The organism is Anabaenopsis sp. FSS-46 (assembly GCF_029891665.1).
In the GTDB taxonomy this organism is placed as follows: Bacteria; Cyanobacteriota; Cyanobacteriia; order Cyanobacteriales; family Nostocaceae; genus Anabaenopsis; species Anabaenopsis arnoldii.
Genome location: NZ_JANQDG010000035.1, coordinates 1 through 15,172 on the forward strand (window position 1 = coordinate 1; position 15,172 = coordinate 15,172).

The window sequence follows — 15,172 nt, forward strand, 5'->3', positions numbered from 1 at the left end:
TGCTTTTGCGGGAAGAGGAGGAAATATTAACATCACTGCCCAGAGAATCTTTCAGGATACACAGAGTAAAATTACTGCTAGTTCCCAACTGGGTATTGATGGTGTTATAGAAACTAATACCCCGGAGGTTGACCCGAGTCAAGGATTAATTGAATTGTCTCAAAACGTCGTTGACCCCAATGCTTTAATTGCTCAAAATGCTTGCCGACAATGGGGACAAAGTGAATTTACGGTCAGAGGTAAGGGGGGTTTACCTCGTTCCCCGGAACAACTCCACAGCAGTCATGAGGTAGCAGTGAGTTTAATTGCTCCCACCCTGGAGGAATCATCGGCTGTGGTCAGTCCTGTATCTATGATGACTCGAAGAGTTATCCCCGCCCAGGGATGGGTAGTTAATGCTCAAGGGGATGTGCTTCTAGTGGCTTATTCTAGGGGAAATGACCCTCACCGAGTTGATCCTGCTACGGCATATTGTCAGTAAATGTCGCACTCAAGCTCTTGTAGTACGGGCATCTTGCCGGGTATTGATGTAACTTAATTGTTGATCAAATTAAAGTCAGGGTGACAATGCAAACAACTCACAAAAAAAAGCTCAGATTAGAAACCAGATTCAAGCCCTCTGTTTTTCTGCTGATTCTACTTTGTGGAGTCAAGGTTATGAAAATTGATGGGTTAACAAAATATATTACTTCTCACTTATTCCTTCAGATATTCATCGGCTTAATTACTACTGCAAATATGCAGATGGTAACCGCCCAACTCACACCAGACAATAGCTTAAACTCCACAGTCAGGAATGATACGGTAAATAACCGTGACATCATCGAAGGGGGAGCCATCCGTGGGAGTAACTTATTTCACAGTTTCACTGATTTTAACGTCGGCGCTGATAGAGGGGTTTATTTTAGTCACCCCGATAATATTGGTAATATTTTTACCAGGGTGACGGGAAGTAATCCTTCTAGCATTTTGGGAACCTTGGGAGTATTGGGGAATGCTAACCTATTTTTAATTAATCCCCATGGTATTAGTTTTGGTGACAATGCTCGGTTAGATGTCAAAGGTTCCTTTATGGCTTCTAGTGCCGATAGTATCATCTTTGATAATTATGAGTTTAATAGCACAGATACGACAGTAGAGCCGTTATTAACTGTGAATATTCCCAGGGGGTTAAGATTTCGGGATCATCCAGGAAATATTACCCTGACTAATTCTAGTCTGACTGTTCCAGAGGGTAAAACCTTAGCTTTGATTGGGGGTGATGTCAGCCTGAATAACACTCAAATCAGCTCACGGGGGAGTACAGTAGAGTTGGGTGGGTTAACATCCATATTCTCAGTAACTATATGCTGTTTTAAAAAAGTTTAAACTCATGTATATATCATTTCCCATGCTCGTGAGGTACAATTTTTTTTAGTTTGAGGGAACAGGGAATTGGTGTGTACTTCATGAGCCTGAAAAAGGCTATAAATAAACAAGTATACATTATACATCAGCATCTACCATCTCAATAACCGATGATACATATACCTAATCCTGATAAAATACTTAGTGGCTAAGTATACTTTATATGTTGTTGAGATTTTATACCTGCGTGTCAATCCATCTTAATATTCACCCATAGGTAAAAAAATGGGGACACGACCGACTGAACAGCAGTATCCCCAAAAACCTATTGCCAAATATAGATAAGGATAAACAAAACAATCCAAATCACATCTACGAAGTGCCAGAATAACGAGGTCGCATTGACCCCAAAGTGACCGGAATCGTAGTTTCCCGGTAAGAAAGAACGGAAAAAAATAATCAACTGTAACAGAATACCAGTGAGAACGTGCAAACCGTGAAAACCAGTCAGCAGATAGAACATCCCACCGAATACCCCGGAAGTGAACCCAAACTCGAGGTTACTCCATTCAATACCTTGTCCCACTAAAAAGTAGGTACCCATGGCCATAGTGGCGGCCAGATAGATGCGAAATCCCCTTAAATCGTGTTTTTGTAGGGCTCGTTCTGCTAAGTAAATCACAAAGCTACTGGAAACAAGAATGACTGTATTGATGGCGGGTTCTATAATTTCTAGCCCGGAAACTCCATCTGGTAACCAGTTAGGAGTTGTGGTTTTGTAGACGATATACCCGGCGAAGAAACTCAGGAAGATAACGCTTTCCGATAGGAGGAACACAATGAAGCCAAACATTTTATTGCCTTCTTCGTCGTGTTCGTGTTCAACGCCTGTGTGATGGTGAGGTAATTGCAACTCTTCTGAGTTGATGGAACTGTCCATTGATGGGAATTCTCCTTTTTTAAACCCAGAGGAACGCGGAGATTTAGTCTGCGTTTTTTAATGCGGGGTTGTTGGCTGTTAAGGGTTCTAATTTGCCGTAGCCGTAAGGTTCAGAAATAATGATGGGAATTTCCTCGAAGTTTTCCACTGGGGGGGGTGAAGAAACCATCCACTCTAGTCCGATCGCTCTCCAGGGATTATCAGGTGCTTTTTCCCCTTGCATCCAGGAAATGACCATGTTGAAAATGAATGGTAAGGTGGACATTCCCAGCATGAAAGCCCCCAGACTGGCGATAATATTCCAAAATTCGTACTCTGGAGCGTAGGAGGAAACCCGGCGTAACATTCCTTGCAAACCCAAGGGGTGCATGGGTAAAAAGTTAAGGTTAGTGCCAATAAATGTTAGCCAAAAGTGCAATTTACCCCAGCCTTCGTAGTACATTCTGCCGGTCATTTTGGGGAACCAGTGGTAAATGGCGGAATATAAACCCATGGTCACTGTGCCAAAGAGGACATAGTGAAAGTGACCGACCACAAAGTAAGTATTGTTGACGTGTACATCTACAGGTACTGAGGAAAGCATAATACCTGTGATCCCGGCGAATACAAACATGATTAAGCCACCCAGGGAAAACAGCATGGCTGTATCTAGCCGCAGTTTACCGCCCCAAATGGTTGCTACCCAAGCAAATACTTTAATACCTGTGGGTACGGATACAAACATGGTGGTGAGCATGAATATTAACCGCATCCAACCAGGTGTACCACTGACGTACATATGGTGTACCCAGACGATACCACTGACTACCGCAATTAACATTGAGGAGATGGCAACTACTTTGTAGCCAAACAATGGTTTGCGGGCGTAGACTGGGAATATTTCTGAGAAAATGCCAAAGATGGGCAAGATAATCACGTAAACAGCCGGGTGGGAGTAAAACCAGAAGTAATGCTGAAACATCACTGGATTACCGCCGTGGCTGGGGTTAAAAAAGGCAGTTCCTGCGGTCAGGTCTAGTAGTAACATCACTGCACCGGCTGTGAGTGCAGGTAATCCAAACAATTGGATAATCTGGGCGCTAAATACTGCCCAGACAAATAAAGGCATCCGAAAGAAGCCCATCCCCGGGGCGCGCATCTTGACGATGGTGGTAACAAAGTTAACAGCACCCATGATGGAGGAAACACCGGAGATGGCTACTGCTAGTAACCAAACTACTTGACCATTAATTAAGTTACCGGTGGGGTTTTGCAAGCTTACTGGTGGGTAAGACCACCAACCGGCTTGGGCTGGACCACCGGGGACTAAGAAACTGGTCATTAAGAGAATCCCTACCACCGGTACCATCCAAAAGGCGACGGCGTTGAGTCGGGGAAATGCCATATCTCGCGCCCCAATCATTAGGGGTACTAGATAGTTGGCAAAGCCTACTAGGGAGGGAAATGTCCACAAGAACAGCATGACAGTGCCGTGCATGGTGAACATCCCGTTATAAACGGTGCGGTCTACTAGGTCAGATTCGGGTGTAATTAGTTCTCCGCGAATTACCATGGCGAAGATCCCGCCGACGAGAAAGAAGATAAATGAGGTGACCAGGTACTGTATACCAATTACCTTATGGTCGGTGCTAAAGCTGAAGTATTTTTTCCAGCTACCTGGTTGCTCACCAGGGTGACTGATGTCTGTAACAGAGATATGTGTCATTGGTCATTACCCAGGATAATTGACTAGAGGAGATGTTGCTGGTGCTACTCTAGCCCAACCGTTTTTGACTGGCTGACTGGCTGCTTGGGCATACTCAGAGGCTGCCTGATTTGGGGCTGGTGTGGGCTTTTGGGTGGCAGCGTAGGATAGCCATTGATGGTAATCTTCGGGAGATTCCACAACTACATTGGCCTGCATGGTGGCAAAGTATGTACCACTATATTGAGAATCGGTTAACCGATACTGTCCCTCACGGATGGGTGTAAATTCAAAGTCAATGGTGTGGTTGGGTACAATGTCCTGCTTGAGGCGGAATGCAGGAATATAGAAGCCATGTAGCACGTCTTCTGATTTTAGTGCTAAACGTACCCGGCGATCGCTTGGTAAATGCAATTCGGTACTGGTAACATTTCTTTCAGGATAGTGGAACACCCACGCCCATTGTTTAGCCACTACATCAATGTTTTCTACCGGTTCCCCTTGCTCCTGGGGTGCTGCATCAGCCGATTCCATACTTACAGGATTATGCAAATGGACTAGTTCCATGGGTCCTTGAATCCCCATTTGCTCGTAGACTTGGTAGCTATAGGCAGCAATCCATAACACTAACATAATGGGGATTGCTGTCCACACCACCTCTAAGGTAACGTTACCCTCAATGTGGGGGCCATCGCTCAAGTCCCATCTTTGTGCCCGGTGGAAAATGATCGAGTACATCAGAGTGCCGGTTACACCTAAAAAGATGAATGCACCCAGGGTGACTAAGAAGCTAATTAAATCATCAATTAGCTGAGATTCTGCTGCTGCTTGGGGGGGAAGCCAGCTATAAGCCTGCTGTCCTATCCAGAGACTGATGATAGTCACAATGGTTGCAGCCACCAACAGGGTGAAAATATTTGAAATCTTCCGCAAGTCCATAATTGTTAGTTACTTGAGCATTGTGTTTAGGTCAGCGCCCATTCTCAGCAAGTTATCTGCTGTATTATGTATGCCAAATTCTGCCGCCATTTGCGCTCCTAGTGTGCCGTGGACGTACATAATCAACATCACTACTATTCCCGTGGCTAAATAACTCCACTGCACTTCTTGTGCTGGGTCTTGACTCCAAATAAAACGCTGCCATCCTCTCCAAACAGTCATCCCTAGAATCAGCCCCAGCAAGAATACCCCACCCACACCATGCCAAAGCATGGTTTCCATGGCCTGCATTCCCCAAGCACTTTTGACATTACTAGATGGTGTTGCGAGCAGCATTTCATAAAAGCCCGCAGCTACAGTGAAAATAGTAATGATAGTGGAGCCGACCATGTTGTACCACCCCACATCAAAAAAGTTGGCAGGTTCGACAGGAATGGCTAAAAACTTGAAGACCCATTTTTGCCAGGGGAACAGCATACCTACAAGATCAAAGGTAATGCCAATGATGAACAGACCCAAGGTAAGATGGACTAAGTTAGGATGAATGGGAATCGAGTAGGGTAGTCCATTAGCCCCGAATTGGCCGCTTATTTGATCAATTAATTCCGAGTTCATGGCAAGATACCTTCCTTGACTGCTTCAACAACTGGTACTGTGTGCAGTCCATATACCCACACCAGTTGATCTCCCAGATATACTTGCACGCCGACAATCACAGTTAATAACAACCCAGCCAGCATATAATGAATGGGCAATTTGTACGGGTTGCGGCTGCGAATTACATACCGCCAAGCTGTAACGGATGCGATAATTCCCGATAGGGACCAACCAACCAATGTATGTACATTTAATACTGATTTAGCTTGGGTGTAGGGTTGTGCTAAACCGGCTTCAAATTGACCGAAAATAATGGCCACGAAGATAGCGATGGTCGCCACAAACATATTCCACCAACTCACCTCAAACAGATGAGTTCTACCAGTAAAGTAACCGAGTATATCGCAGAAGAATGCAAACAAAACCATCGCAATTACGAAGTGGACAATGATGGGGTGAATCGTATCTGGATAGGGCAAATTGTGATCGTTTAAAGATGTCAGATACTCAAGCATTGTGTTCTCCTGGACATATCTATTGCACCTCACTTGTCAATGTTGCAAATCCTCACACCACTATCATGATTAACACGTGACCGGAGTTTGTATAGCTACTTGCAGCGAAATCCGGTCAATGTCAAAATATCTTACTCCTAGGTCTCTACTGAAGCTCAAAGTGATGCCGTTACTATTTATCATCAAGCATTGAGTTCAGTTCATTTGTTCATGCCGATAATCTACAAGAGCAATTTTTAATTTATCTAACAAAATTGCTGTTTTTTGTCGGAACTGTGTAACCTATCTTTTAGCTTAAAGATTTTTTTACTAATTGTCAAAAAAAATTAGAGAAAGTTGGAAAATTGTTTATATGAAGCAACGTAATATTTCTCTAATGTAAATTATCTGGCTATTTTCAATAGGGTGGTGCTAGCGATACATTAATCAATTATTAAAGGGAACAGGGAACACCGGAACAGGGAACAGGGAACAGGGAACAGGGAACACCGGAACACCGGAACACCGGAACACCGGAACAGGGATTAGGGATTAGGGAACAGGGAACAGGGAACAGGGATTAGGGAACAGGGATTAGGGATTAGGGAACAGGGATTAGGGATTAGGGAACAGGGATTAGGGATTAGGGAACACCGGAACAGGGAACACCGGAACAGGGAACACCGGATTAGGGAACACCGGAACACACCGACCACACAAAAAACAATAAAATCCAGTCACCTTTCCGTTTTTAAGGGAAAGGTGAGGGAGGGGTCAAACAATAGTTGATACACTAATCATGACTTGACAAACATCCTCTAAAAGTAAGTATTCAATCATTGAACAGCAATCTTTACCCTTTAATGGCAAGGACTTAACCAAAATCAGGGTAGGGTAGGTAATTTAGGGACGATTATACATCCACCTCAAAGGTTTTCCCTTCTACTGTTACTTTGTCGCCTAATACTAATTTGCGTCCTCTTCGGGTTTCCACTGTACCATTGACTTTTACGCCACCATCAATAATCATCAGCTTGGCTTGTCCTCCGGTTGCGGCTACACCCATGAATTTGAGAAACTGGTCTAGTTTAATCATTTAATTCGTTTTGCACGGGTCATATTTGATCCTATAGGCCAGATGGCTAGTGATTCGCTATGCTGTCAGTATGTTGTTGCTCTGGGTGCAAGGTGAGAAGATATTGGCAAGTACTAGGGTTATTTTGGAGTACGGCGATCGCCTCTGAGATGGAGTATCGCCTGAATTTTCTGATAGCTACCCTCAGCAGTCTGGGTAATCTTGCAGGTAGTTTATTCGGACTCTTCTTATTTTACCGGACTGGTTACACCTTTACCGGCTGGTCATGGTCGGCGGCTTTACTAGTTCTGGGAATTTTTACTCTACTACAAGGGTTTTCAGCTACTTTTTTAGCGCCAAACCTCAATCGCATTGTCCGCCATGTCCAGGAAGGTACATTAGATTTTGTGTTACTCAAACCTATCCGCAGTCAGTTTTGGCTTTCGACTCACACCTTGTCACCTTGGGGACTACCAGATTTAGTTTTTGGTAGTATTGTCATTGGCTATGCAGGTACAAACCTGGGTTTAGGCATCAAGAATTACCTGATGAGTGCAGTACCGTTGTTATTTGGTTTGGTAATTCTTTATAGTCTCTGGTTTATACTGGGTGCTACCAGCATTTGGTTTGTAAAAATATACAATTCTACAGAAGTTCTGCGGGGTTTGTTAGAAGCTGGTAGATATCCGATGGTAGCTTATCCCACGGCTTACCGCTTTTTCTTTACTTTTGTAGTACCAGTGGCATTTTTAACTACAATACCAGCGGAAGCTATGCTGGGTCGGGGTGAAGTTAACTGGTCTATAGGTGCTGGGGTGTTAGCTGTATTACTCTTTTGGATGTCTAACGCTTTTTGGCGGTTTGCTTTACGCTTTTATACTAGTGCTTCGAGTTAGGGCGAGAAGTGTCCAAATTAAAAATAATTATAAATTACTGTTGAGCCAAGTTCTAAAATTACGCATAGCTTGACTTCTGCCAATAGTTAAACATTGTTGAACATATTCATTAATTAATTCCACAATGGGGATATTAGGAAAATTAGGACTAGATAGAACTTTGAGATATTTTCCTTCCTGTAGCAGAGAAATTTCTAAACCTTGTTTTGTATATCGCCACAGTTCAGGAACTCCTAAAATCTCATAGTTATCAAATCTAGTCCGGGAGGTAATATCAATTTCAATTGCTAAATCTGGTGGTGGGTCTACAGTTAAATCAAGACGATTTTTAGCAATTACAGCAGCTTGATTTTGAATATAAAAACAAGTATCTGGTTCGACTGCTTGCCGCATTTGTTCGTTTTTTAGTGTAGTGGAACCAAAAGGTTCAAAATCAATTTGGAGTGTTTCTAGCAAAATTTTAACTAAATCACCAATATATTCTTTATCTTTTTCGTGTTCAGGTAAAGGAACCATAATTTCTAACCAACCATCACTATAAGAAATACGTGCAGCCCGTTTTTCTCCCATTTCTGCCAAAATATTTTCTAACTGCTGCCAAGTAATATCTTGTAGCAACATTTCTTGTCCTGGTTTGACGATAATCTGTTGTAGTTCTAAAAGCATACCGCCGCAAAGAGTGAGTGTAAATATTATTCTAAATCCTGCTTGGGGATTTAGGCGATCGCTCAACCATAATTCTATTGGTTAAATATAGCTAAAATCCGTTAAAATTAAAGCTTATGGATTATGGATAGGGGGATACAAGGGTGCCTACACTGGGGGTTAATATTGACCACATCGCCACCATCCGTCAAGCGCGACGGACAGTGGAACCAGACCCCGTAGCAGCGGCGGTACTGGCAGAATTAGCGGGTGCAGATGGCATTACTGTACATTTACGGGAAGATCGGCGGCATATTCAGGACAGAGATGTGTTACTGTTACGGCAAACAGTGCGATCGCACCTCAACTTAGAAATGGCCGCCACGGACGAAATGGTGAGAATTGCCCTTGATATTAAACCCGACTACGTGACCTTAGTGCCCGAAAAGCGGGAAGAAGTTACCACAGAAGGCGGACTAGATATCGCTGGGCAAACTGCTAGAATAGGGGAAATAGTTGATAAATTGCAGAGCGCTGGTATTCCGGTGAGTCTATTTATTGATGCTCAAGATGCACAAATTGAAGCATCTGTCAAGGTCAAAGCCCAATTTATTGAACTGCACACCGGCCAGTACGCTGAGGCTAAAGAGGAAAAAAGTCGCCAGCAAGAACTAGCCCTATTAGCTCACGGATGTGAGCAAGCAATAAAAGCCGGCTTACGGGTTAATGCAGGACATGGACTGACCTACTGGAACGTTTACCCTGTAGCTGCATTACCAGGAATGGAAGAACTCAACATTGGCCATACCATTATCAGTCGAGCAGCATTAGTAGGAATAGAAAGAGCAGTCCGGGAAATGAAACAAGCCATACAGGGGCTGTAACTATATCTACTGGTAGAAATTCAAAATAGAGGGGTTGGAACTGCGAAATCCACCAAATTTGGAGTTACATCTTTGAGAAGGAAGTTCTATGACCTCAACAGAGTCTAACGGTCTCCCCCTTTGGGTACAGCACAGAGATCAAGTACTAGAACAGAGTACAAATATCGAATGGCGCTATGGGAAGTTTCCCGACTATACCCGTTCCAATGAGAATCTGGCGAAGGAGAGTACACGTAATCATCCCCAAGGTTCACTAGAGGCGATAGTGCAAAATCTAGTGAGAACTTTTGATGTAGAAGCTAACTTCAAAACCAACCCCCAGCAGTGGATATCAGTTGTCAATGATCAGTTCCGCATGAGTACCAATGGAGGTCCTAGCTACACTCTATCAGATGTGGTAGAGTCAGGGACTTACAAGCTGTTGATTGGTAATACTCAACATTACAAAGCTGCTGAGGAAAACTTTGAAACATCCACAAACCTCTTCCATACAGCATTTCCCGAAGGATTTCTGTGGGAGGTGTTAGAAGTGTTTTCAGCACCCCCGACTGTGGCTTTTAAGTGGCGACATTGGGGACACTTTAAAGGTGCATATAAGGACTACGCACCCACAGGAGAAACCATAGAAGTAATCGGTATGAGCATTGCCCATGTTAGCGATGACTTGAAAATCCTCTCCTTAGAACACTATTATGACAACACCAAGTTTTTGGAGAAGCTGACAGCAAGCGCAAAACCAGAAACTGGCGATCGCGATCGGGTGGTATCAGCCATACCAAAGCAGAAGCCAGGAAATTTTTGGAGTTTTCTCCAAAAATTGTGGTATGGGCAAGAAAAACCCAAAAGTGACTCAAGAAAACCTAGTGCTTGTCCATTTAGTGCCTTAATTAGGTAATTCCGGTTTAATTATTTTTCAGGGTGACAGTGGTGCATCTTCCTCAATTTATTGAATAGCAAGGGTTGAAAAATGCAAACATATTATTACGTTTTGGCAAGTCAAAAATTTCTCATCCACGAGGAACCAACCTCGGAGGTGCTCAAGGAGCGGACTCGATACTACCATGAACAAGAAAAAGAAATTGATTTTTGGTTGGTGAAGCAGCCAGCTTTCCTAGAATCACCTGAAATGGCACAGGTAAAAGCGAAGTGTCCTCAACCTGCCGCCGCCATTATTTCTACCAACCCCCAATTTATAACCTGGTTAAAACTGCGATTTGAGTATGTGATTACGGGAGAATTTCAGGCTCCCTCCGAGACTATCTCGGATCCTTTAGCATCTCTGAGCTATGTCTCTTAATATACTCTTATATTCCTGAGTTTGCTACTGAGGACTTTAGTCCTGATATTTTTGGGGAATAAAAGAGAAGAAAATCTAGGGTAGGTACAATACCTACCCTGACGGTAGGGGAACAAAAAATGCATTTTTGAAATCTTGGGCAAAGATTCCACCTGATGGGTAACAAAGAAGCTGCAAATCAAAAGATAAATTAGAGCCGTCTTGTGATGTGCAAGTGGTAGTGAATTTTGAAAGCAGTTTTCGGAGGATTTAGCTATCATTATCCTTCAATAGGTCTTGTTGAGAATCCGGTCATACGGTTCTAGTTTCTTGGCTTCAACCCCTTTTTACCCCTCAAGAATTCCATTTATGCCTGCCAATTTTATCCATAAATTTGATACTTTATCTAGGGCATTAGCACTGACTGCAGCCAGTTTGATGGGGAGCATGACTTTTGTGTCCGCCCAACAAAATCTTCCCGTTTGTGAACTCCCGCGCCCTGGGGAATATGTGTTATTGGTACTGAGTCCTAGGGCAGATAGTTACCAACAGCTACGCAATATTATACCAAATCAGATTCAAGCTACAACTTGCCGATATCTTACTGATACAGTGACACGCATAGGCGGATTTAAAAATATTGATGACGCGAATCGTTGGGGAAGATATATAAAGAATATTGCTGGCTTATCTAGTATCATCAGTACAAGAGCAGTAGCGGGTGATGTTGTACTAGATCCAGTTCAACCACCACCAACTCCACGTCAGACAATTAGCTTTAATCCCCAATTACTAGGGGATGGTTATGCTGTATTGGTAGATTATTTCAATCGTCCAGAACTAGCAAATAGTATACAACAAGTAGTAGGCGGTAACATAGGTTTAGTTTCCTACGGACAACGCCCTTACCTATTGGCGGCTCATACTGGGAACCAACAAGAGGCATACAGGAAACTACAAAGGCTCAACGAAAGCGGTTTTTTTGCCATTCTAGTAGATGGAAATAAGGTAATGTTACTGCGCTCATCTGTACCTCTGTAAACTAGTAAGCAGACCGAGCTAACCAATAGATGGTTAAGCCCAAGGCGGAACCAGCGATCACCTGCACTGGTGTATGTCCGAGTAATTCCTTCAGACGGTCTTGACTAAAGTCTGGTTTTTCGTGGAATAATTCATCAATCATTTGATTGAGAATACGAGCTTGTTTACCAGCGGCTTGGCGGACTCCGGCAGCATCGTACATAACTATGATGGCGAAAACCGTAGCCAAAGCAAACTCAGCCGATGCCCAACCAAGACTTTCTCCCACACCGGCTGCAAGAGCGGTCACTAAAGCTGAATGGGCGCTAGGCATACCTCCAGTTGTAACTAAAACACGTACATTCAGTTTCCGATGTTTGACCAGCTCAACTATGAGCTTCAATGCTTGAGCAATGAAACAAGCTACCAGAGCAACCAGCAGCACCCGGTTATCTAAAATATGGCCTATGTCCTGCATGGTGTTTCGGTTCGGTTAGTAAATTTAGCGGCAATTATTTTCTGAGGAAACATTTTTATGCAACCCAAAATCCCAAGTCTATTGACTTAGTGATTGCGACTGGTGATAAAGTAAGCCAGGGACTGGAGTGGGTGCGCCAATTTCCCGAAGGTTTCTAGTTCCTGACAGGCTGCTTCGACTAGCTGTTGAGCTTTGGAGCGTGACTCTTCGAGTCCCCACAGGCTAGGATAGGTAACTTTTTTAGCTATTAGGTCTTTACCGGCAGTCTTGCCTAATTGCTCCTGGGTGGCGGTGATATCTAAAATATCATCTATGATCTGAAATGCTAAACCAATGTTTTGAGAATAGCTGGTGAGTTTTTGTATATCTTGAGAAGATGCCCCGGCGAGTATTCCTCCACAAACGACGCTGGCTTCTAAAAGGGCAGCTGTTTTATGGTTATGAATGAAATTCAGGGTTTCTAGAGAAATATCTGATTTACCTTCGGAATCTAAATCAACCACTTGACCGCCCACTAAACCAGCTGCCCCTAGGGCTTTGCCCAGACGGGCGATTACTTGTAAAACTCGCTCTCTAGAAACGGTTTCGGGGGTTTGAGTGGCTACAAACTCAAAGGCGTAAGCCAACAAGCCATCACCTGCTAAGATGGCAATATCTTCACCATAAACCTTGTGATTTGTCAATCTCCCACGACGATAATCATCATTATCCATTGCTGGTAGGTCGTCGTGAATGAGAGACATTGTGTGTACCATTTCCATAGCACAGGCTGTGGGCATAGCCATGGAGATTGTACCGCCAATCATTTCACAGGCGGCAAGGCACAAAATGGGGCGCAGACGCTTACCTCCAGCTAATAGAGAGTAGCGCATGGATTGATAAATCTTTTCTGGATAGATCACAGGGATAGCCATATCCAAAGCAGTTTCACAAAGCTTTTGCCGTTCTTGGAGATAGGCTTCCAGGTTAAAGGTGGCTTGCTCTTTCATTTTCTGGAGGTTATCAGCTGCTACCATTCTTCAATTCCTTCTATTTTAGGGCCGGTTGGTTGTTTGTCTTATCAGTGACAATTTTAAACTGTTGACTGTTAAGTGTTAACAATTTGCTTTGTTTAAATAACTAGTAACTGTATTTTGTAACAACATGGCAACAGTCATGGGACCAACACCACCAGGAACTGGAGTTATATATTCGGCGACACTAGCAGTTGATTCCCAGTCAACATCTCCCACTAACCGACTTTTGCCACTGCTATCTGTTACACGATTCATACCCACATCTACCACAATAGAGCCTGGTTTGACTATTTCGCCGGTAATTAATCCTGGGCGACCTACAGCAGCAATAATAATATCAGCATTCTTGGTGATTTTACCAAGGTCGAGCGATCGCGAGTGAGCAATGGTAACAGTAGCATCAGCTTCCAGTAGCATTAAGGCCATTGGTTTACCTACTAAAATACTGCGTCCCACCACCACAACTTCTTTCCCCTGCAAAGAAATTTCATATTCCTGCAATAGCCGCATCACACCGGCTGGGGTACAACTGCGTAAACCAGCCTCCCCCCGCACTAGCCGCCCTAAGTTAACTGGATGCAGTCCGTCAGCATCTTTGTCCGGGTGTATTTTATTTAACAGGGCTACAGCATCCAAGTGGCTAGGGAGAGGTAACTGCACGAGAATACCATCTACACGTTCATCTTGGTTGAGTGCAGCAATTACCTCCTCAAGTTCCCCTTGGGTTGTTTCTGTGGGAAAATGCTGACCAAAAGAAGCAATACCAACTTTAGTGCAAGCTCGTTCTTTGTTGCGTACATAAGCAGCTGATGCTGGGTTATCCCCCACCATTAATACAGCTAAACCAGGTAGCCGCCCAATTTTTCCTTGTGTTTGTGTAGTAATAGCTGAAATTTCTTGATGAATTTTTGCAGCTAACGCTTTACCGTCGAGAATTTTGGCCGTTGTTGTTTTCATTGGAAAGGCTGTGAGGCGTGTTTACTTTTCGTAACATATTTGGGTTTTTTGCGTGCCTAACTACTTCAGGCATTGCGCCTTAGTTTCATAGGGTTTTGCTATCTAAAAGAATATACTCATATTATTTATCTTCTCAGATTAACTGTCTCATCTGAACAGGGAAGGATTGAAGAATCATTCCCCGAATCTGGAAATTTACCCACGGGAACTGACTCTATGCAACTAATAAAAAACTTTCATATTTGCAGCATTGCTTTGTTACTTTTAGCAGCACTTTGTAGTTGTAGTTCCTTGAGAACACCCAGCCTAAATGGAGGTAACTTGAGCATGGGTCAGAAAATCACCCTGATTCAGGAAATTAAACCAGCAACAGACCAGGGGAATATAGTTTACATCCGGGGTAAGGTAGAAAGGCAAGTTCCCCTAGTGAAGCAATGGGCATATCAAATTAATGACTCCACTGGCAAAATTTGGGTAATTACCCATCGACCCCATCTCCAAGAAGGCGAGGAAGTGGTAATTAAGGGTAAACTTAGCTACAAGAGTATTACCCTGGCTGACCAAGAGTTTGGGGAAGTTTATCTAGAGGTTAGCCAATAGCTAGTTATTTGCTAATAATAGATTACATATCCTCATAAATGCTCAGATAGTAGTATGGCTTATGTACCACTACGAGAAGCAGTCAAACAACTGGGACTGCACCCACACACTTTAAGGAAGTACGCAGACAATGGCAAGATCGAAAGCATCAAAAACGAAGCAGGACAAAGACTTTTTCACGTTGAATCCTACCTCCGTGGTGCAGCTAGAACTTCCATTGTCTGCTACTGCCGAGTTAGTTCAACCAAGCAACGAGACGACCTTGGTAGACAAATCGCCTATATGCAATCACTCTACCCAGATGCCGAAATCATCAAAGATATC

Annotated in this window: 18 protein-coding genes and 1 pseudogene; 9 read left to right on the top strand and 10 right to left on the bottom strand. The window is 43.5% G+C overall.

Translation table 11 applies throughout. From position 1 onward, the window contains the following. Window positions 1–481 (top strand): annotated as a pseudogene (locus NWP21_RS03355) (hypothetical protein); the annotation flags it as partial. Between the two features lie 176 nt (window positions 482–657). Continuing rightward, window positions 658–1,368: a filamentous hemagglutinin N-terminal domain-containing protein gene (locus NWP21_RS03360; RefSeq protein ID WP_348519750.1), complete on the top strand. Its 711-nt coding sequence runs from the start codon at window positions 658–660 to the stop codon at window positions 1,366–1,368. 304 nt (window positions 1,369–1,672) lie between these two features. Here NWP21_RS03360 and NWP21_RS03365 read toward each other — a convergent pair whose 3' ends face one another. From NWP21_RS03365 to NWP21_RS03390, 6 genes are all read right to left on the bottom strand, one after another. Beyond that, a complete protein-coding gene (locus NWP21_RS03365; protein WP_271734421.1) occupies window positions 1,673–2,287 on the bottom strand; it encodes a heme-copper oxidase subunit III in 615 nt (204 codons plus the stop codon). A gap of 43 nt (window positions 2,288–2,330) precedes the next feature. Further along, window positions 2,331–3,992 carry a cytochrome c oxidase subunit I gene (gene ctaD / locus NWP21_RS03370; RefSeq protein WP_280791613.1) on the bottom strand — a complete coding sequence of 554 codons (1,662 nt, stop codon included), beginning with the start codon at window positions 3,990–3,992 and terminating at the stop codon, window positions 2,331–2,333. Window positions 3,993–3,998: 6 nt separating this feature from the next. After that, a complete protein-coding gene (locus NWP21_RS03375; protein WP_280791614.1) occupies window positions 3,999–4,910 on the bottom strand; it encodes a cytochrome c oxidase subunit II in 912 nt (303 codons plus the stop codon). Between the two features lie 9 nt (window positions 4,911–4,919). Beyond that, window positions 4,920–5,525 carry a DUF2231 domain-containing protein gene (locus NWP21_RS03380; protein ID WP_280791615.1) on the bottom strand — a complete coding sequence of 202 codons (606 nt, stop codon included), beginning with the start codon at window positions 5,523–5,525 and terminating at the stop codon, window positions 4,920–4,922. Further along, window positions 5,522–6,022, bottom strand: a complete 501-nt coding sequence (locus NWP21_RS03385; RefSeq protein WP_280791616.1) for a DUF2231 domain-containing protein — start codon at window positions 6,020–6,022, stop codon at window positions 5,522–5,524. The genes NWP21_RS03380 and NWP21_RS03385 overlap by 4 nt, the downstream gene beginning before the upstream one ends. An 892-nt stretch (window positions 6,023–6,914) precedes the next feature. Continuing rightward, window positions 6,915–7,097, bottom strand: coding sequence for an RNA-binding S4 domain-containing protein (locus NWP21_RS03390; protein ID WP_271732433.1), 183 nt, complete (start codon window positions 7,095–7,097; stop codon window positions 6,915–6,917). Between the two features lie 92 nt (window positions 7,098–7,189). Here NWP21_RS03390 and NWP21_RS03395 point away from each other — a divergent pair, with 92 nt between their 5' ends. Next, window positions 7,190–7,972 (top strand): ABC transporter permease, encoded by a 783-nt coding sequence (locus tag NWP21_RS03395; RefSeq protein WP_271732432.1) that lies wholly within the window; start codon window positions 7,190–7,192, stop codon window positions 7,970–7,972. A gap of 27 nt (window positions 7,973–7,999) precedes the next feature. On the opposite strand, the gene NWP21_RS03400 is transcribed toward NWP21_RS03395, so the two are convergent. Further along, the gene (locus tag NWP21_RS03400) at window positions 8,000–8,638 is read right to left on the bottom strand and encodes a Uma2 family endonuclease (RefSeq protein ID WP_280791621.1); all 639 of its coding nucleotides are present in this window, start codon (window positions 8,636–8,638) and stop codon (window positions 8,000–8,002) included. 143 nt (window positions 8,639–8,781) lie between these two features. On the opposite strand from NWP21_RS03400, the gene NWP21_RS03405 reads away from it, so the two are divergent. The 4 genes from NWP21_RS03405 to NWP21_RS03420 all read left to right on the top strand — a co-directional run bounded on the left by NWP21_RS03405 (window position 8,782) and on the right by NWP21_RS03420 (window position 11,818). After that, on the top strand, window positions 8,782–9,501 hold the full coding sequence (locus NWP21_RS03405) for a pyridoxine 5'-phosphate synthase (protein ID WP_271732431.1): 720 nt from the start codon (window positions 8,782–8,784) through the stop codon (window positions 9,499–9,501). Window positions 9,502–9,589: 88 nt separating this feature from the next. Then, on the top strand, window positions 9,590–10,396 hold the full coding sequence (locus NWP21_RS03410; RefSeq protein ID WP_271732430.1) for an ester cyclase: 807 nt from the start codon (window positions 9,590–9,592) through the stop codon (window positions 10,394–10,396). A gap of 72 nt (window positions 10,397–10,468) precedes the next feature. Next, entirely contained in the window at window positions 10,469–10,798 is a 330-nt protein-coding gene (locus tag NWP21_RS03415) for an MgPME-cyclase complex family protein (protein WP_271763480.1), read from the top strand. 348 nt (window positions 10,799–11,146) lie between these two features. Next, window positions 11,147–11,818, top strand: coding sequence for a hypothetical protein (locus tag NWP21_RS03420; RefSeq protein WP_280791617.1), 672 nt, complete (start codon window positions 11,147–11,149; stop codon window positions 11,816–11,818). A gap of 1 nt (window position 11,819) precedes the next feature. Here the strand turns inward: NWP21_RS03420 and NWP21_RS03425 are convergent, their stop codons facing one another. The 3 genes from NWP21_RS03425 to folD form a co-directional block, all read right to left on the bottom strand. Beyond that, window positions 11,820–12,275, bottom strand: a complete 456-nt coding sequence (locus NWP21_RS03425; RefSeq protein ID WP_271732426.1) for a divergent PAP2 family protein — start codon at window positions 12,273–12,275, stop codon at window positions 11,820–11,822. An 86-nt stretch (window positions 12,276–12,361) separates the two neighbouring features. Next, window positions 12,362–13,291: a geranylgeranyl diphosphate synthase CrtE gene (gene crtE / locus NWP21_RS03430; RefSeq protein WP_271732424.1), complete on the bottom strand. Its 930-nt coding sequence runs from the start codon at window positions 13,289–13,291 to the stop codon at window positions 12,362–12,364. A 78-nt stretch (window positions 13,292–13,369) separates the two neighbouring features. Further along, complete coding sequence (folD, locus tag NWP21_RS03435; protein WP_280791618.1) at window positions 13,370–14,248, bottom strand: bifunctional methylenetetrahydrofolate dehydrogenase/methenyltetrahydrofolate cyclohydrolase FolD; 879 nt, start codon at window positions 14,246–14,248, stop codon at window positions 13,370–13,372. A gap of 216 nt (window positions 14,249–14,464) precedes the next feature. Here folD and NWP21_RS03440 point away from each other — a divergent pair, with 216 nt between their 5' ends. Next, window positions 14,465–14,848, top strand: a complete 384-nt coding sequence (locus NWP21_RS03440) for a hypothetical protein (protein ID WP_280791619.1) — start codon at window positions 14,465–14,467, stop codon at window positions 14,846–14,848. A 54-nt stretch (window positions 14,849–14,902) separates the two neighbouring features. Further along, window positions 14,903–15,172 (top strand): MerR family DNA-binding transcriptional regulator (locus NWP21_RS03445; RefSeq protein ID WP_280791620.1); only part of this gene is annotated, 270 nt, incomplete at its 3' end.